This is a genomic window from Clostridium ljungdahlii DSM 13528 (genome assembly GCF_000143685.1).
Lineage (GTDB): Bacteria > Bacillota > Clostridia > Clostridiales > Clostridiaceae > Clostridium_B > Clostridium_B ljungdahlii.
The window spans coordinates 3,046,365-3,073,124 of record NC_014328.1 but is presented as its reverse complement, the minus strand read 5'-3'; the positions used below and the strand labels follow the sequence as shown (position 1 = coordinate 3,073,124).

Below are 26,760 nucleotides of genomic sequence, written 5' to 3'. Positions count from 1 at the left end.
TAATGAGTTTTCCAGTAATCAAAAATGCTGCCTATGTATTAGTAAATGCACCGGATATGACAATACATAATGGTACTACTCAAACATTAGAAAGAGAAACGAATCCAGAGTCAGAGTATTTAAAAGAAATGCCGAATCACTTAAGATCATTTGAGGATGTAGTTGGTTATGCACCAAATCAAACTTATATAGGAAACATGACTCCAGAAGAATTAAGTGAAAGAAAAAGACCTTGGTATGATGAAAAAATTGATGGTGCATCAAGGTTTGGTAAGTTTGGAGAAATAATGCCTGAAGATGAATTCTATGGACTAATTAAGGTAAGTGATGTATTTGATCTTGTCTTATTAGAAAAGAATTTTACTGAAACAGTTAGAGAAAAGTTTAAGGCACGTCCAATTTTAAGTAAGAAAGCAGATGAATTAAAGGAAGGTGTTTGTCTAGCTGATATAGAGAAATTGGTAGAAGATCATGTAGCTGAAGGTTTATATTTAAATGATAAACTTGTAGGATGCGTAAAAAGAGCACATGAATTTGATAAAAATTTAACTTCACATATAATTGTTGAAAATTTATCAGTTAAAGCATCAGGAGTTCTTGCTCTAATGCATTTAGTTGAAAATTCAGGAATAGATGTAAATGAAGTAGAATATATGATTGAATGTTCAGAAGAAGCTATTGGAGACATGAATCAAAGAGGCGGTGGAAATATAGCCAAAGCTTGTGGTGAAATTGCAGGAATCAAAGGTGCTACTGGTATAGACATGAGGGGTTTTTGTGCTGGCCCTTCACATTCAATAGTTAATGCAGCTGCATTAGTTAAAGCAGGAGTTTATAAGAATGTCATTGTGTTTGCTGGTGGTTCCACTGCTAAGCTTGGAATGAATGGTAGAGATCATGTTAAAAAGGGATTGCCTGTTTTAGAAGATTGCTTAGGAGGATTTGCAATACTGATATCAGAAAATGATGGTGTAAGTCCTGTAATAAGAACAGATGTTATAGGAAGACATAGTATATCTCATGGTGCTGCACCACAGGCAGTATTGGAAGCATTAGTTTTAGATCCATTAACTGAAAATGGATTAAAGATTACTGATGTTGATAAATTTGCGCCGGAACTGCAGACTCCAGACTTAACTGAACCTGCAGGGGCAGGAGATGTTCCAACTCAAAATTACAAGATGATAGGAGCTCTTGCAGTAAAAAATGGGCAGCTAGATAGAAAAGAACTGCCAAACTTTGTAAAACAACATGGATATCCAGGATATGCGCCAACACAAGGGCACATACCATCAGGAGTTCCTATAGTTGGTCATGGTATTGAACATATAATGTCAGGAAAATTAAATAACTTTATGTTAATAGGAAAAGGAAGCTTGTTCTTAGGAAGAATGACTAACTTGTTTGATGGAATATCAATATTAGTAGAAAAGAATTCTGGTATTGTAGATGATACTAATACGGTTTCAAAAGAAGAAATTAAGAGCATGATAGCTGAAGAATTTAAGAAATTTGCTGCTCAAATGATGGAAGAATAACAAGTAGTCAGTTTTGACATAGAAAAGAAAATTTCTAGTTAAACATTGCAAATTGAAAAATGAATACTAACAAAAAGGAGGGAGCAGCGTGGAGCAAACTAAAAAAGTAATTTCAGAAGTATTTAATGAAATAGCTGATGGAATAATAAGTGGAAGCTTCGGAAAAAGAGTTAAAATTGGATTAACCACTTTTGGTTCAGAACATGGTGTGGACGAGATGATTAAAGCTGCAGCACTTGCCAAGAGCAAATATGGTGATTTTGATATAGTTTTAATAGGACCTAAAGTTGAAGGAGACTTTGAAATAGTTGAGGTTAGTGATGCTGAAGAAGGCCATAAAAAAATGGTAGAGTTGTTAGATAATAAAGTAATAGACGGATGTGTCACTCAGCATTTTGATTTTCCTATAGGAGTTTCAACAGTTGGAAAAGTTATTACTCCAGGGTTAGGAAAAGAAATGATAATTGCTACAACTACAGGAACAACAGCTACCCATAGAGTTGAAGGAATGATTAAAAATACTATAAATGGAATAGCCGTTGCAAAAGCTTGCGGAATAAAAGATCCTAAGATTGGCATATTAAATGTAGATGGAGCTAGAGGAGTTGAGAGAGCACTTAAAGAACTGCAAAGCAGAGGATATAAGTTTTCTTTTAGTGAATCTTTAAGAGCTGATGGAGGTTCAGTCATGAGAGGAAATGACCTGCTGGCAGGAACACCTGATGTTATGATTTGTGACTCCTTAACAGGTAACTTGCTTGTAAAGATATTTGCATCATTTACAACAGGAGGAAATTATGAAACTACTGGATATGGATATGGTCCAGGAGTAGGAGAAGGCTATGATAAGATAATTAATATAGTATCTAGAGCATCAGGAGCTCCATTAATTTGTGAAGCATTAAAATATTGTGCACTTTCTGCAAAAAATAATTTATTGCAGCTTGCTGATATTGAATATAAAAATGCCAATAAAGCAGGTTTAAAAGAAATAATAGGAAAAATCCTTGAAAAGGAAAAGCCTGCAGCTGCAGTAGAAGAAGTTAAGATTCCACCTAAAAAAGTAGTAACTTATGGGATACCTGGAATTGATATTCTTGAGCTTGAAGATGCTTGTAAGTCACTTTGGAAGGAAGGAATATATTCTGAGAGTGGAATGGGCTGCACTGGACCAATAGTTTTGGTAAGTGAAGATGAAAGCGAAAACGCTATTAATGTACTTGTAAAGAATGGATTTAAATAGTATTATACACAAACACGGTGGATAGAATAAATACTTTTCATAAGTCTAAAGCTCAGTATCTTAAAAGTCTAAGAATTATTGGTAAACTCATACATGAAACATATCAAAGATACTAAGACTTTATAAAATACTGAGCTGAGGCTTATGTCAAAGGTATTTAAATATGTCTTTTAGAATGTTAATATATTTCTTTACATAAGTTAAGTGTCTGTTGGGATTATCTATGTATTGAGATAATTCATGTTGTCATAGTTTCAGTAAGAAAGTCTAGCAGGTTTATAGAAAAGTTCTTTATATATAAATTAAGAATAAGGTGATTTTTATGAAAGAAAAAATAAGAATATGGACTAGGCAGGATAAGAATATTCTTGATGTTTTGGAAAAGGAACAAAGATATATTGTAAAAAGAGAATATATAGAAAACAAACTGGAAAACTGTGCAAAATATTATTTTGAAGTGTATTCTTGGTACACTATGAAAGCAAGTGAAATAGTTCCAATACCTAACGACGTAAAATATCCTATATGGGTTTCAATAACTCCTGATTTTATGCTTCAACGAACCCCTGGTACTGTTATATTAGAGCTTTTAGTAGATAAGGATTTGGTCATTGTGACGGATACAGAAAAATGGGGTAGAGTAGTGAATTTATGGTATGTTCCATTAAGTAAGGAAGATGAAGAAGAATACGATAAAAAACTTAATAATTATGGAATATCAAATTGTTCAAATGCATATATAAGCGGTTTTTACCCTCATCTTAAAAGTGAAATAATTAAAAGTTGGAGTAGATTATTTGACAATTCTTATTCATTGTCAAATTTAAAGCAGGGTACAATTTGGGAGGTGAAAAAGGAATGGGTTCAAAAAGTAATAAGGTAATACTATATACTTCCCAAAGTCCAGAGGTTATTAAAGCGTTAATGGAAAATAAGGTATGCTATGTAAAAAGAGAATTCATTGTAAAAAAGTATCAGGAGATTTCAAGAATATTTTTAGAGGCATATAATTGGTATATAAATAAAGCACAAAATATTGTAAAAAAGCCTGAACATGCTGAGTATCCATTTTGGACACATAATAAAATAGATTATGCTGGATCGTATCCAGGCAATTACCTGCTTTCTTTGGAAGTGCCGGTAGAAGAATGTGTTTTTTTTAGAGCTGAAGATTGGAATAAGATTTTAAATCTAAAATATTTAGCTGCTGATGAAAAGGATGAAAGAATTCACAAGGATATGTTAGCAAAGTTTAATATTTCAATTGAGTCAGACATAGTTACCAAGCCTTTTTATCCAAATTTAAAATCAAAAGTAAAAAAAAGCTGGGATAATTTATTTAAATATCATCAGCTAATAAAGTCTGGAGCTATGAAGGAAAAAAATTTACAAGCAGGCTTATGGGAGCTTAAAAAAGAATGGATTATTGATATTAAATCTTCCTTTTAATGAATAACTAAAAAACATTTGCTTAAAGTATTATACAGCAAGAATTAATGAAGCGTACCATAAAATCCTATTTGTGTAAAAGAACAAAAATTGATGAATAATCATGTAATCAGGAGGACATTTTAATGGAGTTTAATCAAATAGAAGCATTTATTAATGTAGCAAAGTTTAAAAGCTTTTCTAAGGCTGCGGACTCAATTTTTTTATCACAACCTGCTATAAGTGCTCATATAGCTAGTTTAGAAAAAGAATTAAAGGTACAATTATTTAACCGAACATCTAGAGAAGTATTTCTAACACCTGCAGGGGAGTCATTTCTAAAATATGCTATAGATATTTTAAATTCCCGTGATAAAGCTATCTATAATCTTGCAAAGTTTAGTGGAACAGTTAGTGGAAAGCTTAGGGTATCAGCAAGTACTGCCCCTTGTAATAATATATTGCCTTCTTTAATAAAAGATTTTCATCAGCAATACCCTGATGTTTCATTTGATGTTGTAGAAGAAAGCTCTGATAAAATAATTAAAGATATTATAAAATTTAATTGTGAAATAGGCTTTGTAGGTAAATTTGTTAATGATGAAAAGATTAGGACTTATAGTATCATGGAAGATGATCTAGTTGTAATATCTCCGTCAGATTTTAATTTCCCTGATATCATAGACATAGACTTTCTACTTAAATATAAATTTATATTAAGAGAACCAGGATCTGCAACTCGTAAAGCCTTTGAAGACATTCTAAAAAAACAAGGAATAGATGTTTCAAGTATAGATGTGTATTTTGAAGTGAACAATCTAGATGCACTTTATAAGTTTGTAAAAAATGGTCTTGGGATATCCATAGTTTCAAAAAACACATTTAAAGATTATATATCATTAGGATTCATAAAAGAAAGCTGTATAAAAAACCTTTCTCTTAAAAGATATATTTATTTAATTGTTAGTTCTAAGAGAACTCTTACTCCTGCTGCAAATGCTTTTTTTAATCTATGTAAGAGGTGTTATAAGTTCTAATAAATATTGGAATTATATGTTAACATATAATATTGTCTTTTATATGTGGTAATTGTTCGTACATAAAACCATTAAATGAATTAGGGAGGTGCAAATGTGAAAGTTTACTTAGATAACTCTGCAACTAGTTATCCAAAACCAGAAGATGTTTATTATTCTGTTTTTAATTATATGAAAAATATAGGTGCAAATCCAGGCAGAGGTGGATATGCTAATGTTTTAGAAGGAGACAGAATTATATTTAGCTGTAGGGAAGCTTTAATGAAGCTTTTTAATTTTAACAAACTTGAAAATGTAATTTTTACGTCAAATATAACTGAATCACTTAATATATTATTAAAAAGTGTCATAAAAGAAGGATGGCATATTATTACTTCATCTATGGAGCATAATTCAATTTTAAGACCACTTTCTAATCTGAAAGAAACTAAACACATTGATCTAGATATAATTGAATGTCCAGAAAGTGGAATTCTCAATATTGAGGATTTTAAAAAAGCTATTAAGCTTAACACTAAGCTAGTAGTTTTAACTCATGCTTCTAATATAATAGGCAGCATTCAACCTTTAAAAGAAGTAGGCAAAATTTGTCAGAAAAAAGGTATTTATTTTATAGTAGATTCTGCTCAGAGTGCTGGCGCTATACCTGTAGACTTTTCTGAAATAGGCTGCAATGCATTAGCTTTTACAGGACATAAGTCTCTTTTAGGTCCTCAAGGGACAGGTGGCTTTTTAATTGATGATGATTTAAATAAAGAAGCTTCACCTTTTATTGAAGGTGGTACAGGAAGCCTGTCAAAAAGTATAACCCAACCTGACTTTCTTCCTGATAAATTTGAAAGTGGAACATTAAACGCACCTGGTATAGCTGGATTACTTGCAGGGATTAATTATATAACTAAAGCAGGAATTTTATCAATCCAAGAAAAAGAACAACAGCTTTGCCAACATTTTATTGATGGACTTTTAAACATACCTTCTATTAAAGTCTATGGTTCTAAAGATGCATCTTTAAGAACCCCTACTATTTCTATAAATTCAACTAAAATTAATAATGCCGAATTAGGATTTATTTTAGATAGAGATTACGGAATAATGGCTAGATCAGGATTACATTGTGCACCTTTAGCTCATAAAACTATAAAAACTCTTGCTGAAGGAACTTTAAGATTTAGTTTAGGGCCATTTAACGACAAAAAAGATATTGACTACACTTTATATGCACTAAACTTAATATTAGGATCTGTCTAAAAAAGATGTCAAAGGTTTCACATCTTAAAATTTTCATAGTGGTAGCTTGTTGAAAAGGCCACATTTACTGTTGACTGATTCTAAAGTTATATTTTTTAATTTTTGGCAATAATTTATAAGTGAAAAAGAGAAGTAAAGTGGATATAAAGTGTGAAATTTTAGTAGGAGGTGTCAATGTGGCTCAAAAAAGACTTACAGAGTTAAGTAAAACTTCAGGATGAGCGGCAAAAATAGGGCCGGAGACCCTGTCAAAAATATTAGGTAAGTTACCTAAAATGGAAGATAAAAATTTAATAGTGGGAATAGAGACCTCTGATGATGCGGCTGTCTATAAGGTAAATGATGAAATGGCAGTTATACAAACATTAGATTTTTTTACCCCAGTAGTTGATGATCCTTATACTTTTGGGCAAATTGCTGCAGCAAATTCTATAAGTGATGTATATGCAATGGGTGGAAAACCGACAGTAGCTTTAAATATAGTGTGTTTTCCAAATTGTTTATCTATAGATATTTTAGGGGAAATATTAAGAGGGGGAGCAGATAAGGTAATTGAAGCAGGAGCAGTAGTTATTGGTGGTCATACGGTAGAGGATGATGAACCCAAATATGGATTATCTGTAATGGGAATAATCCATCCAGATAAAATTCTTAAAAATTTTGGTTCGAAAGTAGGAGAGGATGTTATTATAACAAAGCCCTTAGGAACTGGAATAATAAACACTGCCATAAAAGGAGGAATGGCATCAAAGAAAGCTTATGATGAAGCTGTAAAAGTTATGACTACTTTAAATAAATATGCGAGTGAAATAATTGTAAATTATAATATTTCAGCTTGCACAGATATAACGGGTTTTGGACTTATGGGGCATGGATATGAAATGGCCGAAGCTTCAGGTGTCACTTTTAAATTATATAAGGATAAAATACCTTATATAAAAGAGTCAAAAGAGTATGCAGAAATAGGACTTGTACCAGCAGGAACTTATAATAACAGAAAATATATAGAAGGTAAATTTGAGTTTAGAGATACTCCAGAATGGATGAAAGATATATTATTTGATCCTCAAACCTCGGGTGGGCTTTTAATAACTTGTTCAAAAAAGGAAAGTCCTAAAATAATAGAGGAACTTTCAAAATTGGAATTACCATCAGCGATTATTGGGGAAGTAATAGTTAAGCAAGAAGAGGGCTATATAATAGTAGAATAAGTCTAAGAGGCAGAACAATCAAAGAAAATGGTACTCAAGATTCAAGATGCAATTTCAAAGGCGATGGCTTAAGTGGATAATCTTTCTATTAATTCTAATAGCCTGTTGAACTTAATGTCTAAAAGTGTATATAACGATTATGAAATTATGCTTGAGGTAGCAGATAAATGCAATGAGGATGCAAAATTTTAGAATAGTTTAGAAGGTGGAAATAAAATGGAAAAGAATCAACTGTTAAGAGATCTACCAAAGATAGATGAACTTCTAAAAGAAGATATAGTAAACAATGAACTAAAATTTACAATGAGAACGATTGTTGTTGAGACATTAAGAGAGGCTATAGATAACTATAGAGAGCTTATATTAAGTGGCAGTATAGATGAATATTCAAAAGAGAATATATTAAAAAGCTTTTTAGAACTTTTAGAAGAGAAGAAAGGTTCAAAATTTAAAAAAGTTATAAATGCTGCAGGAGTTATTATACATACTAATCTAGGGAGATCACTATTAGCTAAAAAGGCTTTAGAGAATGTTGTAAATGTGGCTGATAACTATAATAACCTGGAATATGATTTGAAGAAAGGACAAAGGGGTTCAAGGTATAGCCACGTTGAAGAACTCATTAAGAGAGTGACAGGAGCAGAAGCTGCTATGGTTGTAAATAATAATGCAGCTGCAGTTATGCTGGTGTTGAATACTTTGTGTAAGGATAAAGAAGCAATTGTATCTCGAGGGCAGTTAGTTGAAATAGGAGGTTCTTTTAGAGTGCCAGATGTTATGAGCTTTAGTGGAGCAAGGCTTGTAGAAGTTGGAACAACAAATAGAACCCATTTATATGATTATGGCAATAATATAAATGAAAATACTGGTGTTTTACTAAAAGTACATACATCTAATTTTAAAATTCTAGGATTTACAGAGGATGTATCTTTAGAAGAATTGGTTAAGCTAGGGTATGAGAGTAAAATACCTGTAGTAGAAGATATAGGAAGCGGTACATTAATAGATTTTTCAAAATATGGATTTACACATGAACCTACAGTTCAGGAAAGTATTAAAAAAGGTGTAGATGTAGTTACTTTTAGTGGAGATAAGATGCTTGGGGGACCACAGGCAGGAATAGTTATAGGTAAAAAAGTATATATAGATAAAATGAAAAAAAATCAACTTACGAGGGCATTGAGAATAGATAAAATGACACTTGCTGCATTAGAGGGAACACTTAAGTATTATTTAGATGAAAAAGAGGCTGTAGAAAACATACCTACATTGCATATGATACTAAGCCAAAAGAGTGATCATAAAAAAAGGGCACAAAGGCTTAAAGAGGAACTTGAAAGCAAAATTAAAAACTTTAAATTTGCTTTAGAAGAAGATTATTCAATAGTAGGTGGAGGTTCAATGCCTACAGAAAAAATAGATACATATGTTATAAAGGTAGAAAGTGATAAGTTTTCTCCACAAGAATTAGAAAAAAAATTAAGAGAAAATAAAACTCCTATAATAATTAGAATTTCAAATAATGAGGTTATATTAGATGTAAGAACTATTTTTGATAAAGATTTTGATATAATAGTAAATGCTTTTATTTTTTTAGATTAAAAGAGAGGTAGTAATGTATATGAAACATATTATAATTGGAACAGCAGGACATATAGACCACGGAAAAACCACTCTTATAAAAGCTTTAACCGGTAGAGAAACAGATACTCTTAGAGAGGAAAAAGAAAGGGGAATATCTATAAATCTTGGATTTACTTTCTTTGATCTGCCATCGGGTAAAAGAGCAGGAATTATAGACGTGCCAGGGCATGAGAAGTTTATTAAAAATATGTTAGCAGGAATAAGCAGCATAGATATAGTTATTTTAGTAATAGCTGCAGATGAAGGAATAATGCCTCAAACAAGAGAACATTTTGAAATTCTTCAATTATTGGACGTTAAAAAAGGTATTGTTGTCATTACAAAGTCAGATTTAGTAGATGAAGAGTGGTTATCAATGGTAAAGGAAGATATAAAAAATGAATTTAAAGGGACTTTTTTAGAAAATGCTCCAATTCATTCAGTATCTTCTAAGACTGGTGTTGGATTAGATGATTTGATAGGAGATATAGACAAATTTACAGAAGAAGCAGAAGCTAAAGACGTGCAAGGGCATTTTAGGCTTCCGGTAGATAGGGTATTTACGATAAGTGGATTTGGAACAATAGTGACAGGAACAGTTATAAGTGGATCCATTAAGGAAGGTGAAATAATAGAAATTTACCCAACAAAGCTTGTATCTAAAGTAAGAGGAATTCAAGTGCATGATCAGTCTGTAAAGGCTGCTGAAGCAGGACAGAGATGTGCTATAAATATAGCAAATGTAAAGGTAAGTGATGTTAAAAGGGGAGATGTAATATCTGTTGAAAATTTAATGGAACCATCCTTAATGGTTGATTGTAAATTATATTATTTAAAAAGTGCATTAAAACCCTTAGAAAATAGGCAAAGAGTAAGGCTTTATCATGGGACAAGTGAGATCATATGCAGAGTTGTTATATTAAATAAAGATCAGGTGGAGCCAGGAGAAGAAGCATATGTGCAGCTAAGGTTAGAAAAACCTCTAACTGCTCAAAGAAATGATAGATATGTAATACGAAGCTACTCACCTATGAATACTATAGGAGGTGGATCTATAATTGAGCCACTTGCTAAAAAAGCAAAACGATTTGACCAGCAATATATTGAAGAGTTAAAGATAAAGGAAAGTGGAAAGGCTGAAAGTATATTAGAAAATACTATTAAAAACTTAAGTAAGGAATATCCAAGGATCACAGACATATTAAAATCATTGGGGAAAAATGAGGAAAATATTGAGGAAAAGCTAGAAAAATTAATAAGTGAAAATAAAATAGTGAAATTTGACAGAGGAGATAAAGCAATTTACGTTCATAGATGTTTTATTAATAAAAAAATAGCTGAAATAGTTAATATACTTGATAAATACCATAAGGAAAACCCACTTAAATGGGGGATATCTAAAGAAGAAATAAAAAATAAAGTGTTCGGGAAATCACTGAATCAGAAAACCTATGGTCAGATAATGGATTTGCTAGTAAGTGAAAAATTATTACTTATACATGGCAATTTTATTTCACTTCCAGACTTTAGTATAACTTATACTAAAGAGCAAAAATTAATAAGAGAACACATTATAAAATCTTTTAAAGCTGGTAAATTTTCACCTCCTAAATATAATGAACTTGAGACAAAAGAGAAGGATACTAAAAACTTTAGGATGGTATTTGATTCTATAGTGGATGAAGGTATTTTAGTAAAAGTATCAGAGGATTGTTTCTTTTTGTTAGAAGATTACAGAAAGGTTAAAGAATTAGTTATAAATATTATAACTAATAATGGAAGTATGACTTTAGCAGAACTAAGAGATGAGTTAAATACAAGCAGAAAATATGCTGAGGCACTAGCAGGACATTTTGACAGTATAAAGTTAACTAAAAGATTAGGAGATAAGAGGGTGCTTTGTTAATACTAAAGAATTATAAAAAAAGCTACTTTGATTTAGTAAACAGTTTAATTATATTATAGCTGTATCATAAAATGTAATATAATTAATCACATAAAGTGATAAGAAAATAGACGAAAAATGTTGACATAATAAATGGTACATCTTATAATATTTTATGTAATTAAATATGGGAGTAGATAGGTTCTGGTGTTCCTGGCGGTCTTCAAAACCGTTCTGTCGTGCTAAGACCATGACGGGTGGGTTCGATTCCCACATATTCCCGCCATTAATAGAATATCAAGACATCTAGTAAATTTGTAAAGTTTACTAGATGTCTTTTTGTTTTCCAAAAATTGGACAAGTATAAAATATTAGTATAGAAGTGTTAATATTTATAATTTTTTCAAATTTGACGTAATAATAGCAAGGCTGTATAATCAAGTCAGTTATTGTTGAAAGATTAAAAGCCAATGCAAATGATATGGTTTTCATAATATAATTTTAGCATAATAATATTTCATGGAATACTTATATTATTATTTTTTTGTGTAGAATGGAGGAGTAAAATTGATAGTTATAGAGAACCTTAGCAAAAATTATGGAAAATTGAATGTTTTAGACAAAATCTCATTAACTATTAATGATGGAGAAATCTTTGGGTTAGTTGGAAGAAGCGGTGCAGGAAAATCTACATTATTAAGATGTATTAATGGCTTAGAGAACTTTCAAGAGGGAAATGTAATAATTGATAATATAAAAGTTAATTCATTAAATAGAAATGAATTAAGAAAATTTAGAAAAGATATTGGAATGATTTTTCAACAATTTTCAATTCTAGAAAGAAAAACAGTATATGAAAATATTGCACTTCCAATGAAATGTTGGAAATTAGGAAAATTAGACATAGATAAAAAAGTTAAGGAACTTGTAGAATTAGTAGATATTAAGGACAAGCTTTATGTGAAAACTAATAATTTAAGTGGTGGTCAGAAGCAGCGTGTTGCAATTGCCAGGGCTTTAGCAATGGAACCTAAAATATTGCTATGTGATGAAGCAACATCAGCATTAGATCCTCGAACAACAAAAGATATATTAACGCTACTAAGGAAAATCAATGAGGAATTGAAGATCACAATAGTGTTTGTAACACACCAGATGTCAGTTGTAAGACAATTATGCACAAAATTAGCATTATTAGAAAACGGAAGAATTGTTGAAAATGGGGACGTTCGACAAATTTTTACAAGACAGTCAGATGCTTTACAAAGATTATTAGGAACTGAAGATTATGAATTATTGGAAGGGTGCAATTATCAATTAATAACTACAGAATCTGATGAAAATGATGCATTGCTGTCTAAACTGGCAATAGAGGTACAAATTCCATTTTCTATTGTAGATGGAAAGGTAGAACATTTTAGAAAAGAAAAAATGGCAAAATTTGTTATAAATTTTAAAGAACAATATGAAGAAAGTTTTCTTTCATATTTTAAACAACATCATGTTATTTATAAAAAAATACATGCTAAAATGTAGAAACTTAACAATTAGAGAAAGGAAGCAGCAAAATGAGGGATATACCATGGGAAGAAATTATTAATAGAATTATGTTGCCTGCATGTATTGCTACATTAAAAATGCTTGTGTTAGGAGCTTTATTAGGCGGTTTTTTTGGATTTATATTGGCTATGATTATGTATATGACAAGAGAAGATGGCATACGACCGAATAAAACAGTTAATACAATTTCAAATGCTTTGATTAGTGTTATACGTTCCTTTCCATTTATTATATTAATGGTTTCAATTATACCGTTGACACGTTTAATTGTGGGAACCAGTATTGGTTGGCAGGCAGCAATTGTTCCATTAACAGTAGCTGCAACACCATTCATGGCACGTATATTTGAAAATAGTTTAAAAGAGGTAAATCCATCATTAGTGGAAGCAGCAAAATCTTTTGGAGCTTCTGACATGCAAATTATTTTTAAAGTAGTTATTGTAGAAGCACTGCCATCACTTGTATCAGGTTATATCTTATCTGTAATTCAAGTATTAAATTTCACTGCTGTTGCAGGAACTATTGGTGCTGGAGGATTAGGGGCTTCTGCACTTCAATATGGTTATCAAAGCAATAATGATAAAGTAATGTATTCTATTGTTCTAGTTCTTGTTGTATGGGTTATTTTAATTCAAGTAATAGGCGATTTTGTGTATAAAAAGATTAGATAAATGATTGTGGAATTATGCAAACGATTAAAAAGTATATAAAGGAGGAAAATATGAAGAAAAGAGTTTTAAGTGTATTATTGTGTGTTGTCATGTCAGTAGTTATGTTAATGGGATGTGGAAACAAAGGCACTGATAAAAATGGGGCTTCAAAGGATAAAAAGACATTGAAGTTGGCATGTGTAGCCTTTAACTATGATGAGGTGAATGATCCTGTAGCAATAAACAAATTAAAAAAGCTTGGATATGATGTTAAAGTTATAGTAATGGAAGATGCAACAACAATGAATGAAGCATGTATGAAAGGTGAAATTGATGCTTCACTACATCAACATAAACCATGGATGGATGCATATAATAAATCAAAGAAACGCAATATGGTAATGTTAAAACCATATATTCATTACAATGTATTTGGCATCTACTCAAAGAAATGGAAAAATATCAAAGACATTCCTAATGGCGCAAAGGTTTGTTTGGGAGAAGATTCAAGTAATCAAGCAAGAGGACTTTTGATGTTACAAAAAGCAGGAATGATTAAAATTAAAGATGGTGTAACTGTGCCGACAACATTAGATATTGCTCAAAATCCTAAAAATCTTAAATTTACAACTGTAAATGTTGCACAGGTTATGAGTTCACTTCCAGATGTAGATATCTGTTTAAGTGCAAAGATGTTTCAAGTAAGTAATAAAATTAGCCAAGATACAGAAATTTATACTTCAGATGATTTATATAATTTTGGAGTAGGATTTGTAGTAAGTCCTGACAATGCAAATGCAAAATGGGCAAAAGATTTAACTGATGCGTATACAACACCTGAAATGAAAAAGGATATTAATAAAATATTTAAAGGCTGCTATGTGCCAGGTAAATAGTAAGGAGAATAATATGAAGATAACAAAGATAGATGTAATGCTTGTAGACGTAAAGTCTACTGATAATCCTGGATGGTCCCCAATTGTATGTAGAGTTTATACAGATGAAGGTATATATGGTGATGGTGAAGCAGCTATGGCCTATGGGGTAGGAGCTACAGGAGCTTTTGGTATTATTCAAGATCTCTCAAAAAAGGTTATTGGTATGAATCCGTTAGATAATGAAGTTATTTGGGAAAAATTATATAAATCTACATTCTGGGCACAAAATGGAGGGCCAGTAATATTTTCTGGTATATCAGCTATAGATATTGCACTTTGGGATATTAAAGGTAAATATTTTAAAATGCCTTTATATCAGCTTTTAGGTGGGAAAATGCGTAATAAGTTACGATGTTATGCAAGCCAGTTACAATTTGGATGGGGAGATACAAAAGTAGCTGCAGCAAGCATTGAAGATTATGTTTTTTATGCAAAAAAAGCAGTCTCAGAAGGATATGATGCAATAAAAATAGACTTTTTTACTTTTGCTCCTGATGGGACAAGATATAACAGCGAGACAACAACAAGACTTCAATCTCCCAAATATGTAAATATGGTAATTAATCGTTTAAAAGCAGTGAGAGAAGCAGTAGGATCAAATGTAGATATAATTATGGAAAATCATTCATATATTGATGCACAAGTAGCTGTTCAAATTGGGTCACTTGCAAAAGAATATGGAATATTATTTTTTGAAGAACCATGTACACCAAACCCTAAAATGAATAAGTTTGTATGTGATAAATTGAATATTCCTATTGCACAAGGTGAACGTATATATACAAGGTGGGGATATGCTCCATATTTTGAGAATAATTCAATTCAATTAATACAGCCAGACTTGGGAAATTGTGGGGGGATTACAGAAGGGAAAAAAATATGTGATTTAGCACATATTTATGATGTAGGCGTTCAGATGCATGTTTGTGCAAGCCCATTATCCACTGCAGTAGCCTTGCATTTAGAAGCAGCTATTCCTAATTTTACAATTCATGAACATCATGTATATAATTTACATCAATACAATAAGCAATTATGCGTTTATGATTACCAACCTAAAAATGGATACTTTGAAGTACCTGATTTACCAGGTATTGGGAATGAATGGTCCGATTATGTGTTTAAAAATAGTATTCTAGTTACAATAAAGTAATAGATAGTCTTTATAACTCTTGATTTTTAAGCAATTCTTGAAATCCTGAAAATCACAAAAGTAATGTATAATGAGACAATAATGGCATGGAAGCTGACAAAAGAGTTGATTTTAGAATATTTTGACTGGTTTGAAGAAAATAGAGTATGTTAACAATTAGAAATATAGAGAGAAAGTTAGGGGATACAGTAAGATGATTAAGATTGAACATTTAAAAATGCAATTTGGACAATCTGTTATTTTAAAAGATATTAATATTGAGATAGGAAAAGGTGAGGTCATAGTATTGATTGGCCCATCAGGTACAGGTAAGTCCACATTTCTTCGTTGTCTTAATTTTTTAGTAAAGCCTACAGAAGGTAAAATTACAATTGATGGTTTTACTGTGGATGCTAAAACTGCTTCTAAAAAAGATATTTATAGATTAAGGCAAAAAACATCCATGGTTTTTCAAAATTATAATTTATTGAAAAATAAAACTGCTATCCAAAATATTATGGAACCTATGGTAACGGTACAAAAGAAAAGCAAAAAGGAAGCTGAAGAGACAGCTGTTGCTTTACTTAAAAAAGTAGGACTTTTAGAAAAAAGGGATGCATATCCCAAAGAAATGTCTGGTGGGCAACAACAAAGAATAGGAATTGCAAGAGCAATGGCTGTGAATGCAAATGTGATTTTATTTGATGAACCTACATCTTCTTTAGATCCTGAATTAGTTGGAGAAGTGTTAACTGTGATTAAACAATTGGCAGCAGAGCATAACAAAACAATGCTGATTGTAACTCATGAAATGAAGTTTGCAAAAGAGGTTGCTGATAAAATGATTTTTTTAGAGGATGGTTATATTGCAGGAATGGGAACTCCTAAAGAAATATTTCAAAATTGTACAAATGAGAGAATTAGAAAATTTGTAAATACAATGACAGCAAATAGTATGGGGGATAAATAAATGAATTTTGATTTTCAATGGTTTATTAATCTGTTTCCAATTGTTTTACCATCATTAAAATTAACAATTGAAATATCTCTAGTATCATTAATATTTACATTATTGTTATCTGTTGTAATATCAATTATAAGATATTATAAAGTATGGGGATTATATCAATTATTTGGTGTATATATTACATTTTTTAGAGCAACACCACTTGTAGCACAACTATTTATGTTGTATTTTGGTCTTCCTTGTGTAATTCCAGCACTAAAATCTATGACGGCATTCCAAGCAACTGTAATTGCTCTTACATTAAATACAGCTTCTTTTATGGCAGAAACTTTAAGAGCAGCTTTAGAATCTGTGGAAGTAGGACAGCTAGAAGCTTGCTATTCAATGAGTATGACAAAATATCAGACAATGATGCGTGTTGTTTTACCACAAGCATTTGTTGTAGCACTACCTTCTCTTGGAAATCAATTTATCGGCATCATTAAAGGGTCTGCATTAGGATTTACAGTAGGTCTTGCAGATATAATGGCAAAGGCGAAAACGGAAGCTGCATTAACCCTGCGCTTTTTTGAAGCATATTTATGCGTAACTTTAATTTATCTAGTAATTGTAATTTTTGTAGAAAAAATTCAAAGATTAGTAGAGAAAAGAATTCAAAAATTTTGTTAAAAAATGGGGGGAAAAATATGAAAAGTATTAAGAAAATATTTTCACTTGCAGTATGTGCTTGCATGATTTTTGGTATGACTGCATGTGGAAGTACAAAAAATGATTCACAAAAGAAAGAAGAAACTAAAGGTCCTACAAAAATTATTGTAGCATCTGGTTCATCTTCAGTACCTAATTCATATGTAGAAAATGGCGTACATAAGGGACATGAAGTGGATATTTGGAATGCTATTTCTGCTAAAACCGGTATTAAAGTTCAATTTGTAACTGGTGATTTTGATACTTTGTTTGGATACTTGGATTCTGGTAAAGCAGATACAGTAGGAAATACCATTACAATTAATGCTAAACGTAAAGCCAAGTATGATTTTTCAGAACCATATGCATATATTCCAGAAAAATTAGTTGTACATTCAGATAAGACTAATATTAAAAAATTGAAGGATATATCCGGTATGACTTGTGGATTTTCATCAGGTTCAAATGGTGGAAACCTATTTAAACAAATTGCTAAGGAACAAGGAATTAAGATCAACTTAGTTACATATGATAGTTCTGATTTGCTATTTGAAGCTTTTCGTCAAGGAAAAGTTGATGCTATGATTTACTCTGCAGGTGAAGCGGCATATAAAATTAAAAATGGACTTCTTAATGCAAGAATGGTTGAAGAAAATGTTACAGTTGGAGCAAAAGCATACCCATTCGTAAAAGGTAATGCCAATTCAGAAAAATTAAACAAGGTTGTTACGAAGGCTATTCAAGAAATGAAGAAGGACGGTACATTATCAAAGATTTATCAAAAGTGGTATGGACAGGACTTTAGTGAGAAACCGAAGGATGCTAAAATAGCTAATTAATTCTACATGATAGTAAAGATTAATGATGAGGAAGTGTTGCAACTTGTTAAAGTATGTTGAAAGAAAACAAACCGATAGTAAAAAATGGGATGGATTGGAGGCTATGTTTGGAGCTTCAGATCTAATGCCACTATGGGTTGCAGATATGGATTTCAAAGTAGCTGACTGTGTTGTTGAAAAACTTAAAGAGTATTTAGATTTTGGTGTTTTGGGGTATTATAAACAACCTGAGAAGTATAAGCAGGCTTTTATAAATTGGGAGCAAACTTATCACGGATACACAGTTAAGAAGGAATGGCTTCGCTATTCTCCAGGTGTTGTTCCTGCTATTAATTGGTTCATACAGTTACTTACAGAGAAGAAGGATTCTATTATTGTTTTAACACCTGTATATTATCCATTTTTAGATGCTGTAAAGAATAACGGCAGAAACCTGATAGAAAGCGATTTAATTAATGAAGGTGGAAATTACACTATTGATTTTAAAGACTTTGAAGATAAAATCATAGAAAACCATGTAAAGCTATTTATACTTTGTTCACCACACAATCCTGTAGGCAGGGTTTGGAAAAAGGATGAACTTAAAGGTCTCATGAATATCTGCAAAAAACATGATGTAAAGGTAATTTCAGATGAAATTCATCAGGATATTGTAATAGGTGAAAATAAGCATATCCCGGTGGCTACACTAGGAGATTATGACTCTATGCTTGTTACACTTACAGCTGGAACGAAAACTTTTAATCTCGCTTCATGTAAAAATTCTTTTGTTATTATACCAGATTCTCAAATTCGAAAAGCCTTTGATATTTTTGTACAATGTATCCGTATTCCAGATGGAAATGCCTTTGGATATATTGCAGTACAAAGTGCCTATGAAAAGGGAAGAGCATGGTTAGAAGCAGTATTGCATCAAATTGAAGAAAATTATTTATATATTAAGAAAAAGCTTCATGAGGAACTTCCTCTTGCTGAAGTATCTCCTTTAGAGGGAACTTACTTGCTCTGGATTAATCTAGGTAAGTACATAGAGGGCAATGAACTGGAAAGTTTTATTAAAGAAAGATGCAAACTTGCTTTAGATTTTGGAGTATGGTTTGGAGGGGAACGTTTCAATCAGTATGTAAGAATGAATATTGCTACGTCAAAAGAAAATATAATTAAAGCTGTTGAACAACTTATACAAGGAATAGAGAACATATGCCATTGATAATGCCACTATAATCTTATATAGGATTGAATGTATACAAATTTATTTGTGCCTACTTTTATGCTGAAAGGATTAATTAAGGCAACCTTCCTTCAAACATTATCGAATAGTTCTCCGTATACTTTCCTCTGGAGCTAAATAAAGCTTTTAGCAATGTAGAAATGTTAGAAAATATCTAAGTGACTTTCTTAAGAAGTAAACATAAAATAAAAAGTAATCTTAATGAAACAACTTGGAACCTTTGTAAGTAAAGGCTTTAAGTTGTTTTAAATACTAAAATATTATTAGTTTTTAAAGTATTTCATAGGATGTTTATTATAAAAAGTAAAATTTAGAAACAAAGGGCTTTTTAAATAATCATATGTCTACGTAGAAGGAAGCATGCCAGAGATATGATGTAAGTGTCGAGTTCAAAATAGATTTTACTCCTTTGTAGCTTATTTTGTGGTATGTTATTATATTCATAAACTCAGTAACCAGGCCATTTGTTGATGATGTTTATTAATCTGGTCAGGTGGCCAACCTATGACCGTTGCTCCAATTAATGAAGATACAAGAAGTTAGGGGCCAAATATAAACTTGTAAATGAGTATGGACTTCGAGGTGTTAGCTAATGGGTTTTAGCAAAGCCGCTCCCAAAAAACTGGCAGGTACTTGATAATATGTTCAATATTGAAAAAGTTATACCGGCTAGGTGATATGGTTAGAATATAACTGTGAAAGCAGTTTTTCCTCCATAGTTTAATTATTAAAAACAGTTTAGAACTATTTAAACTGTATCCTGTAGTATGGACACATTAAAAGAGGTTGTGTCTAATCTTACAGGATACTTTTATGGTTTATGCTAATTATTTTTCTTGTTCATTATATTGAAATATTATATGCAACTATTTGTATTGCAATGTATAGGTGAAACTAGTAATTTTAAATGTATAATTAAGCCCTATATTGGTACGAAAGAATGAATTTAAAGTAGCTAGAAGATGAAACATCAAAAGAAAGTATATGTGATTGCTAGTTTACTAATAGATTTTTAAGAACTATGATAAACAAAGAAAAAAGTATTAAAGTAAAGATATAGGTTGAAGGGACAAAATTTATGTAAAAGTGCTATATACTATATATAGTCGATAAATAAAAATTAATATATTATATAAACGAAGATAGGCATTGGTTAAAGTTGGTGCTTATTCTTATATTATTTACAGGGTATTCAAAAAGTAAATAAATAATTTACTTGTATGACATTAAACCGTAACAAATACCATATATACTTATAAGTGTCCTAAGGAAATAGCCTTAGCGGAAATGAAAACAAAGTATTTACATATATGAAAGAAAAGTAAAAGTAATTATTCTCCTCGTGTCTGTAGTTGCAGGGCACGTTAAACTTAAGTGCAACTGCCACAAGAAAGTATATAAATTAGATCCCCAATTATTATTGTAAAATAAGCATCCGTCATCTAGGGTGCTTATTTTGCGTAATAAAAAAGATAGATATTGGAGTCAAAGATAAAAAGTGTAGATTTTTTAGTCTTGCATAATAACAGAAATTATATGAAGTTGAGGATACTGAATGGTATGAATCTGAGCAGAGGAAAAGGACGCACAAGCACTTAAGCTGAGATATTTAGAAATTGATTTAAAGGTGTTAAAAGACTGTAAAGTAATATGTAAAATGGAATTTATACGACGTAGCTACTTGCAAAGTGAATATGAACGATGTTACTTGGAAACTGCCATCATACATTATGGATAGGTTACCATAAACTTTACTCTAGTTTCTGAGGACTGACGTCCATTTCTTAGTTGCTTCAAATGTTGCAAGAGGTGCCTTGAGGAGTGCAGTATCACTTGGAAATACGCTTCTTTGACTGTTTGATCTGCGGTATGTGACATTACTTTTTTGACTTCTGGTAAAAATTTGAATGTAGGGGTTATGGTGTCCTAATTTTTCAGCCAGCTTCGCATAGATCCTTGATATATTAAATTTTTGTCCTCTTTTACATGATTGCTCATATGTACCTTGAAATATTTTTGTCCCATCATTAGAAAATACTGTAGCAGTTAAATGTTTACCCTTAAAAGTTTGAATAGATAGTGTTTGTGTACCAATAAGAAGGTAAATTTTATACCAGTTTTCATCATTATCCCCATTAAGCATACAATTTTTTAAAATTTCTTGAGTATATTTAATAGAATCATCAATTGTATTGTAGTTAAGTAACAAAACAGTATCTTTCGATTTGTTTACATTTATTTGTTAAATTTACATTAAAATGTTTTTATGTCATTAATTAAAGATAATTTAATCAATGACGAATATTACTATAAAGTATTTAGTAAGGAGGAGTTTAAATGTTTTCAAAAATAGGATTTGATAGAAATATATATAAAAATGTTAATTTAAAAATGAATGAATTCAATAATTATATATCTAAAATAAGTAATGCATCATCAAGTGCTAATGTAACAAAAAGTGTAAGTAGATTAGTTACTACACCATTAAAACAACTATCGTTTAAAGATAATATTATTGATATAAAAGATGGGTATTATATTGCTAAAACTTTAATGCATGGAAATGCTGAAATATCAGTTAAAAATAATCATTCCAAATTGCTTTTATACGAATTGTATCCTAATCAAGATATTACACATTTGTTTAGTGAAGATGAGTTTAATGATATAACAAAAACTAATGAGTTAATAGATGTTTTATCAAGTGGAAAGCCAATAGATAAAATTGTTGATTTAATAAGAATTTTTATGCCTAATAGTAAAGATGTTGGAGCTAGACTACAAAGCTTAGGAATTGAATCAGGCAAATTTTGTGAAATTGAAGGATATTCAGAAAAATTGTTTTTAGATAATAGTGGGTGGATGTATACGAATGAAGAAATTGAAAATCTTAGAAAAGGCTATAATACAGAAAACTGGTTAAAGCTTGGGTTTGGATTTACAAAAGATTCAGTATTTACAATAGATGGTAAGGAATATCGCTTAGATAATAATGGACATTTAAATCTACCTGAAGGGACTATATGTGTACCTTCGAAGGTTAATATAAGAAAATGAATGATTTAACAAGCTTAAAGTACATGTATATAATTTGACATGTGGTATTAAACTAATAAAACCGATAAATCCCACGTTAAGGATTTTAGCTTTAATAACGAAAGTTCATGGTACTTTTTTTAAGCCTTTAAAATAGTCGATCTATAGCTAGATTTTAGTCTTAAAACTAGTACTAAAATCAAAGTTTTAAAACTGATCTGAAATAACTTTTATAAAACTTTGTTATTCGATATGATTGGCTTAATGTGGGTAGAAACTATGTTCCTTAACAAATTTATGCCTTAGCGTGGATTTAATATAGATAATCTGGAAATGGTGGTTACATCACATATATAAATACCAATATAATTATAATTTCAAAAGATTACTATTTCAATTTGTTCATTCAAATTATAAGAAAAAGGTATTAGAGAGTTATGGTTATGTAGGTAAACCTTTTAAGAGTGGAAGAAGTCACTGGACGTTTAGAAAAATAGGTAGGAATCCAATTAATATACCATATAAAAAACCTATAAGAGCTACATATATAACTTTAATTTGGATAATTATTATCTTGTGATGCAAGAGTAATTTATTGTTCATCGATTCTTTGTGATTTGGATAGTATAATATTATACACAAATTTAAAAATATAAAAGGAGTGTATTAGCATGAATGACAAAAAAGATGTTTTAGATAATGGTCCCTTTTTTCATGGTACTAAAGCAGAACTAAAAACTGGAGATTTATTAGAACCACAACACTTATCAAATTACCAAAATAAAAAATCTAACTACATTTACTTTACTGCAACATTAAATGCTGCAAAATGGGGTGCCGAATTAGCCACATCTAAATCAAAAGAGAGAATTTATATTGTAGAACCATTAGGTGAATTTGAAAATGATCCGAACTTAACTGACAAAAGATTTCCTGGAAATCCAACACGTTCTTATAGGTCTAAATCTCCTTTGAAAATAATAGCAGAATTAGGTTCATGGGAAAGACATTCTGATGAAGAAATAAATCATATGCTTTCATCTTTAAAAAAGTTAAGTGATGAAGGGAAAAATGTAATATACGATTAATCTATAAGAATATTTATATTATCCCATTTCGATGTAGACAATACCAAATATTAATTACTAATGCAATACATGTGACTGCTATGATTTCCAATGCTATAGGCAATGTTATTTTTTGAGAACGCTTAGCAATTATATAAAATATCATCGCATCATTTAATATAACAACTAACACGCTTCTAACAATAAGTTCTTTTAAAATATCATAATAATGTAGTATATTATAGTTAACCTATACTTTAATTAAATTACCAATTTAAAGATTATTTATATAATTATACAAATATAGGTTTTGTTTCTTTTAAATCTATTATTTTTGTATAGGCATGTGTAACATTGGATTTTTTGCTTTTATTGCTGTTTAATACCAACACTTATTTAAAATAGCTTATATAAAGGAAGTTCCTATTGACTTTTTATATGATACGTATACCTCAGAAAATAAAAAAAGAAATTCTAATAGCATTTCTTTTTTAATCAACATAATTTGAAATGTTACTTTAAAATATCCATAATTTGTTTCATGATTTTATTATGATAACATACATCTATTCCCTAAAGCACTATCATAAAAATAGTAAAAGTATAACATAAATTTTACTTATATAGTGTATTTTTTGTCCAGTTTATAATATAATAGTAAATATGTAAGGTTGAGTGGATTGCAGGAAGCTGTATACATTCACAAAACTATGTCATGCATGAAAAAACTTATATGAGCAAGTAGCTTTTAGCCGAAGTTACTTGCTATTTTCTTTTTTAGGTTTATCTACATCGACCCTAACATCATTTAAAACTTTATCTTTTGAAACACTTGTCTTGCTTTCAAAAAACATTTTAATTTTATCTTGCTTATAACAAAATACTGATAAAATACATAGACTTGATACTTCAGTTATGGAAAGCACTATAATGCACAAAAAGAAAAAGCTCATTCATATTACCTCCTCCCATTGTGTCAACCCATTATACCTGCAATCCACTCATATAGCAATTACGGGAGAAGGTAAATTACATAACATGATTTGCTGCTATTAAATACATTATATCACAGTAAACCATAATTATGGCAAAATTAAAAATAATAATTTATGAATTTATTGAAATTTTAAAAATAATTAAATTATATCGAGAAAGATATGCCTAACTGAGGGTTGATCTAAGTTCTATATATAATTATATGCTATTACCTATTGAATAAATTCCTATTTAATACTATCATTTTATTAATAAATCCATATATTGACAAATAATAATAAAACCTGTGCCTTAATTTAGAGTACAGGTTTTATTATTATTTTAAAAAGTAGAAAACGGCTGGAAAAACTTTATGCAAGCTATTTATTACCAGTACTTTTAGGATTATAATAAAAACAACGAATGGCTATTTTACACAGGTTGAACCTTAACATGAGATGTAAATAAGATTAAGCCTTAGTAGGCTTCATCTTTTATTGAGTTTGTTCTAATATTGATTTTTTATAAATAATTTCTTTGAAGTGATCCACTCTTCTTGAGACATTTCTTATAAAGTGGTTGCTGCGGTTATGTGATAGCAGAGATTAGCTATGAGAAACTAATAGATTTTATAAACAAGCTGTAAAATATTAATTTGTAAGATTAAGATTTTGTGACGTAGATGAAATCGAAGAAGTTACCTTAGTTAGTACAGTAGAAGCAGATGTTAAAAATATGAATATAAGTAGAATCTCCTTTAGAAAAGGCACTTTATAAACTAAAAGTAGGTCAAAAGGCAACTGTGACATCTCCTGATGGAAGTTATGATGTGCAGGTTGAAAAATTGTTGTAAAATAAGTGTGTTGAATGTTTTATTTTTATAAATTAGATTGATTAAAATGTGTTGGCAAATAATTAGTGATTTTCTATAATTTATTAAATTAAATATTAAGTTCTTATCAAGAGTGGTTGAGGCACTGGATCTATGAAGCTTAGCAACTTGGATGTAACCCAACGGTGCCAATTCCAGCAGGCATTACCTGAAAGATAAGAAGTAGAAGAATATTAATCTTCTCGTAGGTTTATCTACAGGAAGATTTTTTTGAGTATAAAAATATTAATATTGTATAAATAGACATATAAAATTTAGTCATCATGTAGGATGAACTGTAAAAATATATATGATAAGCTAATATTAACATAAATGTAATTCTTATTAAAGGAGGAAATGTTATGAATACTTTAAAGGAATTGTACAATGAACGTTTAAGCAGAATAAAAAAGGCAATTAAACTGGAAAAAACAGATAGAACACCTGTTATTCCATTTGGAGATTCTTTTTTTGCTAAGGCAACCGGTGTTAAATTATCTGATTTTGCTTTAGATTTGGACATTTCAAATAAAGTTATTCTCGATGGATCAAAACAAATTGGTAATGTTGATGCGGTACCTTGTGCTTTTGCACCTGCACCACTTATGGGATCAATATTTTTTTCTAACTTAAAACTTCCCGGTCGGGAACTTACAGATGATATGCTCTGGCAGATTGATGAGCGTCAAATAATGACAACAGATGATTATGATACTATATTGAGCAAAGGCTTTGAAGATTTTAAAAAGGATTATTTTGCTGCAAGGATAAATGTAGACTCATCAGTATTTTGTGAAATAGTAACTAATGGGCCAAAGTGGAATAAGAACATGAGAGATGAGGGATATCCAATTTATAATAACGTAACAATATCACATCCTATTGATTACTTGAGTGGGGGTCGTACTTTAAGTAAATTTATGATGGATATGAGAAGAATGCCTGAAAAAATACAGGCTGTAATGGATATTATTGCTGATGCTAATATTAAAGAAATGAAGCAAGCTATTAAAAAAACGGTTGATCCTATAAGTGTATTTATAGCTATGGGACGTGGGTGCCCTGATTTTTACAGCACTGAGCTATGGGAAAAGTTTATATGGAAATATTTGAAAAAAATAACCGATGCTATAATTGAGACAGGAGTAACTGCTAATTTTCATGCTGATGCAAACTGGGAACGAGGGCTTGATTATTTTAAAGATTTTCCAAAAGGTACTTGTGTTTTTGAAACGGATGGTACAACTGATATTTATAAAATTAAGAAAAAGTTAGGAGGTAGTATATGTATTAAAGGAGATGTCCAAGCTGCAAAACTTGTTTTAGGAACTCCTGATGAAGTATATAATTATAGTACTCAATTGATAAAAGACATGGGAAATGGATTCATTCTTTCATCTGGATGCTCTATACCTCCAAATGCAAAAGTTGAAAATGTAAAAGCAATGGTTTCTGCTGCTGCTGGTAAGTAGAACAAATTAGCTAAAAATTTAGCAGCATTGACCTGTAGTATGAAAGCTTCACTTTAATGAAAATCATGTATTTGAAAAATAATACAAAATAGTGTTGTTTAATTAGACCTTTTATATCA

The 26,760-nt window shown here is 30.5% G+C and carries 21 protein-coding genes, 1 tRNA gene, 2 pseudogenes and 1 riboswitch; of the genes and pseudogenes, 22 read left to right on the top strand and 2 right to left on the bottom strand.

Annotated features, from left to right (window positions below; all coding sequences use genetic code 11):
- Nucleotides 1-2: 2 nt before the first annotated feature.
- The 18 genes from grdC to CLJU_RS13635 all read left to right on the top strand — a co-directional run bounded on the left by grdC (nucleotide 3) and on the right by CLJU_RS13635 (nucleotide 19,199).
- Nucleotides 3-1,538 carry a glycine/sarcosine/betaine reductase complex component C subunit beta gene (grdC, locus tag CLJU_RS13715; RefSeq protein ID WP_013239422.1) on the top strand — a complete coding sequence of 512 codons (1,536 nt, stop codon included), beginning with the start codon at nucleotides 3-5 and terminating at the stop codon, nucleotides 1,536-1,538.
- Nucleotides 1,539-1,626: 88 nt separating this feature from the next.
- A complete protein-coding gene (grdD, locus tag CLJU_RS13710) occupies nucleotides 1,627-2,781 on the top strand; it encodes a glycine/sarcosine/betaine reductase complex component C subunit alpha (protein ID WP_013239421.1) in 1,155 nt (384 codons plus the stop codon).
- A 322-nt stretch (nucleotides 2,782-3,103) separates the two neighbouring features.
- Nucleotides 3,104-3,664, top strand: a complete 561-nt coding sequence (locus tag CLJU_RS13705; RefSeq protein ID WP_013239420.1) for a DUF3841 domain-containing protein — start codon at nucleotides 3,104-3,106, stop codon at nucleotides 3,662-3,664.
- Nucleotides 3,640-4,230: a DUF3841 domain-containing protein gene (locus tag CLJU_RS13700; protein WP_013239419.1), complete on the top strand. Its 591-nt coding sequence runs from the start codon at nucleotides 3,640-3,642 to the stop codon at nucleotides 4,228-4,230. Before CLJU_RS13705 ends, CLJU_RS13700 begins: the two co-directional genes overlap by 25 nt.
- Nucleotides 4,231-4,355: 125 nt before the next feature.
- Nucleotides 4,356-5,246, top strand: coding sequence for a selenium metabolism-associated LysR family transcriptional regulator (locus tag CLJU_RS13695; protein ID WP_013239418.1), 891 nt, complete (start codon nucleotides 4,356-4,358; stop codon nucleotides 5,244-5,246).
- Between the two features lie 96 nt (nucleotides 5,247-5,342).
- On the top strand, nucleotides 5,343-6,497 hold the full coding sequence (locus CLJU_RS13690; protein WP_013239417.1) for an aminotransferase class V-fold PLP-dependent enzyme: 1,155 nt from the start codon (nucleotides 5,343-5,345) through the stop codon (nucleotides 6,495-6,497).
- Between the two features lie 176 nt (nucleotides 6,498-6,673).
- Nucleotides 6,674-7,708: a selenide, water dikinase SelD gene (selD, locus tag CLJU_RS13685; protein ID WP_081442073.1), complete on the top strand. Its 1,035-nt coding sequence runs from the start codon at nucleotides 6,674-6,676 to the stop codon at nucleotides 7,706-7,708.
- A 216-nt stretch (nucleotides 7,709-7,924) separates the two neighbouring features.
- Nucleotides 7,925-9,310: an L-seryl-tRNA(Sec) selenium transferase gene (selA, locus tag CLJU_RS13680; protein WP_013239415.1), complete on the top strand. Its 1,386-nt coding sequence runs from the start codon at nucleotides 7,925-7,927 to the stop codon at nucleotides 9,308-9,310.
- Nucleotides 9,311-9,329: 19 nt separating this feature from the next.
- Nucleotides 9,330-11,237, top strand: coding sequence for a selenocysteine-specific translation elongation factor (selB, locus tag CLJU_RS13675; RefSeq protein ID WP_041705479.1), 1,908 nt, complete (start codon nucleotides 9,330-9,332; stop codon nucleotides 11,235-11,237).
- 168 nt (nucleotides 11,238-11,405) lie between these two features.
- Nucleotides 11,406-11,502 (top strand) — tRNA-Sec (locus CLJU_RS22335).
- 281 nt (nucleotides 11,503-11,783) lie between these two features.
- Nucleotides 11,784-12,752, top strand: coding sequence for a methionine ABC transporter ATP-binding protein (locus CLJU_RS13670; protein ID WP_013239413.1), 969 nt, complete (start codon nucleotides 11,784-11,786; stop codon nucleotides 12,750-12,752).
- A 32-nt stretch (nucleotides 12,753-12,784) separates the two neighbouring features.
- Nucleotides 12,785-13,447 carry a methionine ABC transporter permease gene (locus tag CLJU_RS13665; protein WP_013239412.1) on the top strand — a complete coding sequence of 221 codons (663 nt, stop codon included), beginning with the start codon at nucleotides 12,785-12,787 and terminating at the stop codon, nucleotides 13,445-13,447.
- A 50-nt stretch (nucleotides 13,448-13,497) separates the two neighbouring features.
- The gene (locus CLJU_RS13660) at nucleotides 13,498-14,322 is read left to right on the top strand and encodes a MetQ/NlpA family ABC transporter substrate-binding protein (protein WP_013239411.1); all 825 of its coding nucleotides are present in this window, start codon (nucleotides 13,498-13,500) and stop codon (nucleotides 14,320-14,322) included.
- Between the two features lie 13 nt (nucleotides 14,323-14,335).
- Entirely contained in the window at nucleotides 14,336-15,517 is a 1,182-nt protein-coding gene (locus tag CLJU_RS13655) for a mandelate racemase/muconate lactonizing enzyme family protein (RefSeq protein ID WP_013239410.1), read from the top strand.
- Between the two features lie 193 nt (nucleotides 15,518-15,710).
- Nucleotides 15,711-16,466, top strand: coding sequence for an amino acid ABC transporter ATP-binding protein (locus tag CLJU_RS13650; protein ID WP_013239409.1), 756 nt, complete (start codon nucleotides 15,711-15,713; stop codon nucleotides 16,464-16,466).
- Complete coding sequence (locus CLJU_RS13645) at nucleotides 16,467-17,132, top strand: amino acid ABC transporter permease (RefSeq protein ID WP_013239408.1); 666 nt, start codon at nucleotides 16,467-16,469, stop codon at nucleotides 17,130-17,132. It begins immediately after the preceding gene.
- Between the two features lie 17 nt (nucleotides 17,133-17,149).
- Entirely contained in the window at nucleotides 17,150-17,989 is an 840-nt protein-coding gene (locus tag CLJU_RS13640) for a transporter substrate-binding domain-containing protein (protein WP_013239407.1), read from the top strand.
- A 43-nt stretch (nucleotides 17,990-18,032) separates the two neighbouring features.
- Nucleotides 18,033-19,199, top strand: coding sequence for a MalY/PatB family protein (locus tag CLJU_RS13635; RefSeq protein WP_013239406.1), 1,167 nt, complete (start codon nucleotides 18,033-18,035; stop codon nucleotides 19,197-19,199).
- Nucleotides 19,200-20,976: 1,777 nt separating this feature from the next.
- Here the strand turns inward: CLJU_RS13635 and CLJU_RS23355 are convergent.
- Nucleotides 20,977-21,182 (bottom strand): annotated as a pseudogene (locus CLJU_RS23355) (IS256 family transposase); the annotation flags it as partial.
- Between the two features lie 375 nt (nucleotides 21,183-21,557).
- On the opposite strand from CLJU_RS23355, the gene CLJU_RS13625 reads away from it, so the two are divergent.
- Nucleotides 21,558-22,277 (top strand): hypothetical protein, encoded by a 720-nt coding sequence (locus CLJU_RS13625; RefSeq protein WP_013239404.1) that lies wholly within the window; start codon nucleotides 21,558-21,560, stop codon nucleotides 22,275-22,277.
- Between the two features lie 650 nt (nucleotides 22,278-22,927).
- Nucleotides 22,928-23,344, top strand: coding sequence for an NAD(+)--rifampin ADP-ribosyltransferase (gene arr / locus CLJU_RS13620; RefSeq protein ID WP_013239403.1), 417 nt, complete (start codon nucleotides 22,928-22,930; stop codon nucleotides 23,342-23,344).
- A gap of 737 nt (nucleotides 23,345-24,081) precedes the next feature.
- On the opposite strand, the gene CLJU_RS13615 is transcribed toward arr, so the two are convergent.
- Nucleotides 24,082-24,276, bottom strand: coding sequence for a hypothetical protein (locus tag CLJU_RS13615; RefSeq protein ID WP_013239402.1), 195 nt, complete (start codon nucleotides 24,274-24,276; stop codon nucleotides 24,082-24,084).
- An 812-nt stretch (nucleotides 24,277-25,088) separates the two neighbouring features.
- Here CLJU_RS13615 and CLJU_RS23350 point away from each other — a divergent pair.
- Together CLJU_RS23350 and CLJU_RS13610 are read left to right on the top strand one after the other, a co-directional pair.
- Nucleotides 25,089-25,151, top strand: a pseudogene (locus CLJU_RS23350) (transcription elongation factor GreA); the annotation flags it as partial.
- Nucleotides 25,152-25,251: 100 nt separating this feature from the next.
- Nucleotides 25,252-25,352: riboswitch (SAM riboswitch) on the top strand.
- A 179-nt stretch (nucleotides 25,353-25,531) separates the two neighbouring features.
- On the top strand, nucleotides 25,532-26,641 hold the full coding sequence (locus CLJU_RS13610; RefSeq protein WP_013239401.1) for a uroporphyrinogen decarboxylase family protein: 1,110 nt from the start codon (nucleotides 25,532-25,534) through the stop codon (nucleotides 26,639-26,641).
- Nucleotides 26,642-26,760 lie beyond the last annotated feature (119 nt).

Excerpts from the sequence above, each read along its gene's own strand:
- CLJU_RS13700 (WP_013239419.1), top strand. The coding sequence starts at position 3,640 with ATGGGTTCAAAAAGTAATAAGGTAATACTATATACTTCCCAAAGTCCA.
- arr (WP_013239403.1), top strand. The coding sequence starts at position 22,928 with ATGAATGACAAAAAAGATGTTTTAGATAATGGTCCCTTTTTTCATGGT.
- CLJU_RS13695 (WP_013239418.1), top strand. The coding sequence starts at position 4,356 with ATGGAGTTTAATCAAATAGAAGCATTTATTAATGTAGCAAAGTTTAAA.
- CLJU_RS13625 (WP_013239404.1), top strand. The coding sequence starts at position 21,558 with ATGTTTTCAAAAATAGGATTTGATAGAAATATATATAAAAATGTTAAT.
- CLJU_RS13650 (WP_013239409.1), top strand. The coding sequence starts at position 15,711 with ATGATTAAGATTGAACATTTAAAAATGCAATTTGGACAATCTGTTATT.
- CLJU_RS13640 (WP_013239407.1), top strand. The coding sequence starts at position 17,150 with ATGAAAAGTATTAAGAAAATATTTTCACTTGCAGTATGTGCTTGCATG.
- CLJU_RS13645 (WP_013239408.1), top strand. The coding sequence starts at position 16,467 with ATGAATTTTGATTTTCAATGGTTTATTAATCTGTTTCCAATTGTTTTA.
- CLJU_RS13655 (WP_013239410.1), top strand. The coding sequence starts at position 14,336 with ATGAAGATAACAAAGATAGATGTAATGCTTGTAGACGTAAAGTCTACT.
- CLJU_RS13660 (WP_013239411.1), top strand. The coding sequence starts at position 13,498 with ATGAAGAAAAGAGTTTTAAGTGTATTATTGTGTGTTGTCATGTCAGTA.
- selA (WP_013239415.1), top strand. The coding sequence starts at position 7,925 with ATGGAAAAGAATCAACTGTTAAGAGATCTACCAAAGATAGATGAACTT.
- CLJU_RS13705 (WP_013239420.1), top strand. The coding sequence starts at position 3,104 with ATGAAAGAAAAAATAAGAATATGGACTAGGCAGGATAAGAATATTCTT.
- grdC (WP_013239422.1), top strand. The coding sequence starts at position 3 with ATGAGTTTTCCAGTAATCAAAAATGCTGCCTATGTATTAGTAAATGCA.
- CLJU_RS13665 (WP_013239412.1), top strand. The coding sequence starts at position 12,785 with ATGAGGGATATACCATGGGAAGAAATTATTAATAGAATTATGTTGCCT.
- selB (WP_041705479.1), top strand. The coding sequence starts at position 9,330 with ATGAAACATATTATAATTGGAACAGCAGGACATATAGACCACGGAAAA.
- CLJU_RS13610 (WP_013239401.1), top strand. The coding sequence starts at position 25,532 with ATGAATACTTTAAAGGAATTGTACAATGAACGTTTAAGCAGAATAAAA.
- CLJU_RS13615 (WP_013239402.1), bottom strand. The coding sequence starts at position 24,276 with ATGAGCTTTTTCTTTTTGTGCATTATAGTGCTTTCCATAACTGAAGTA.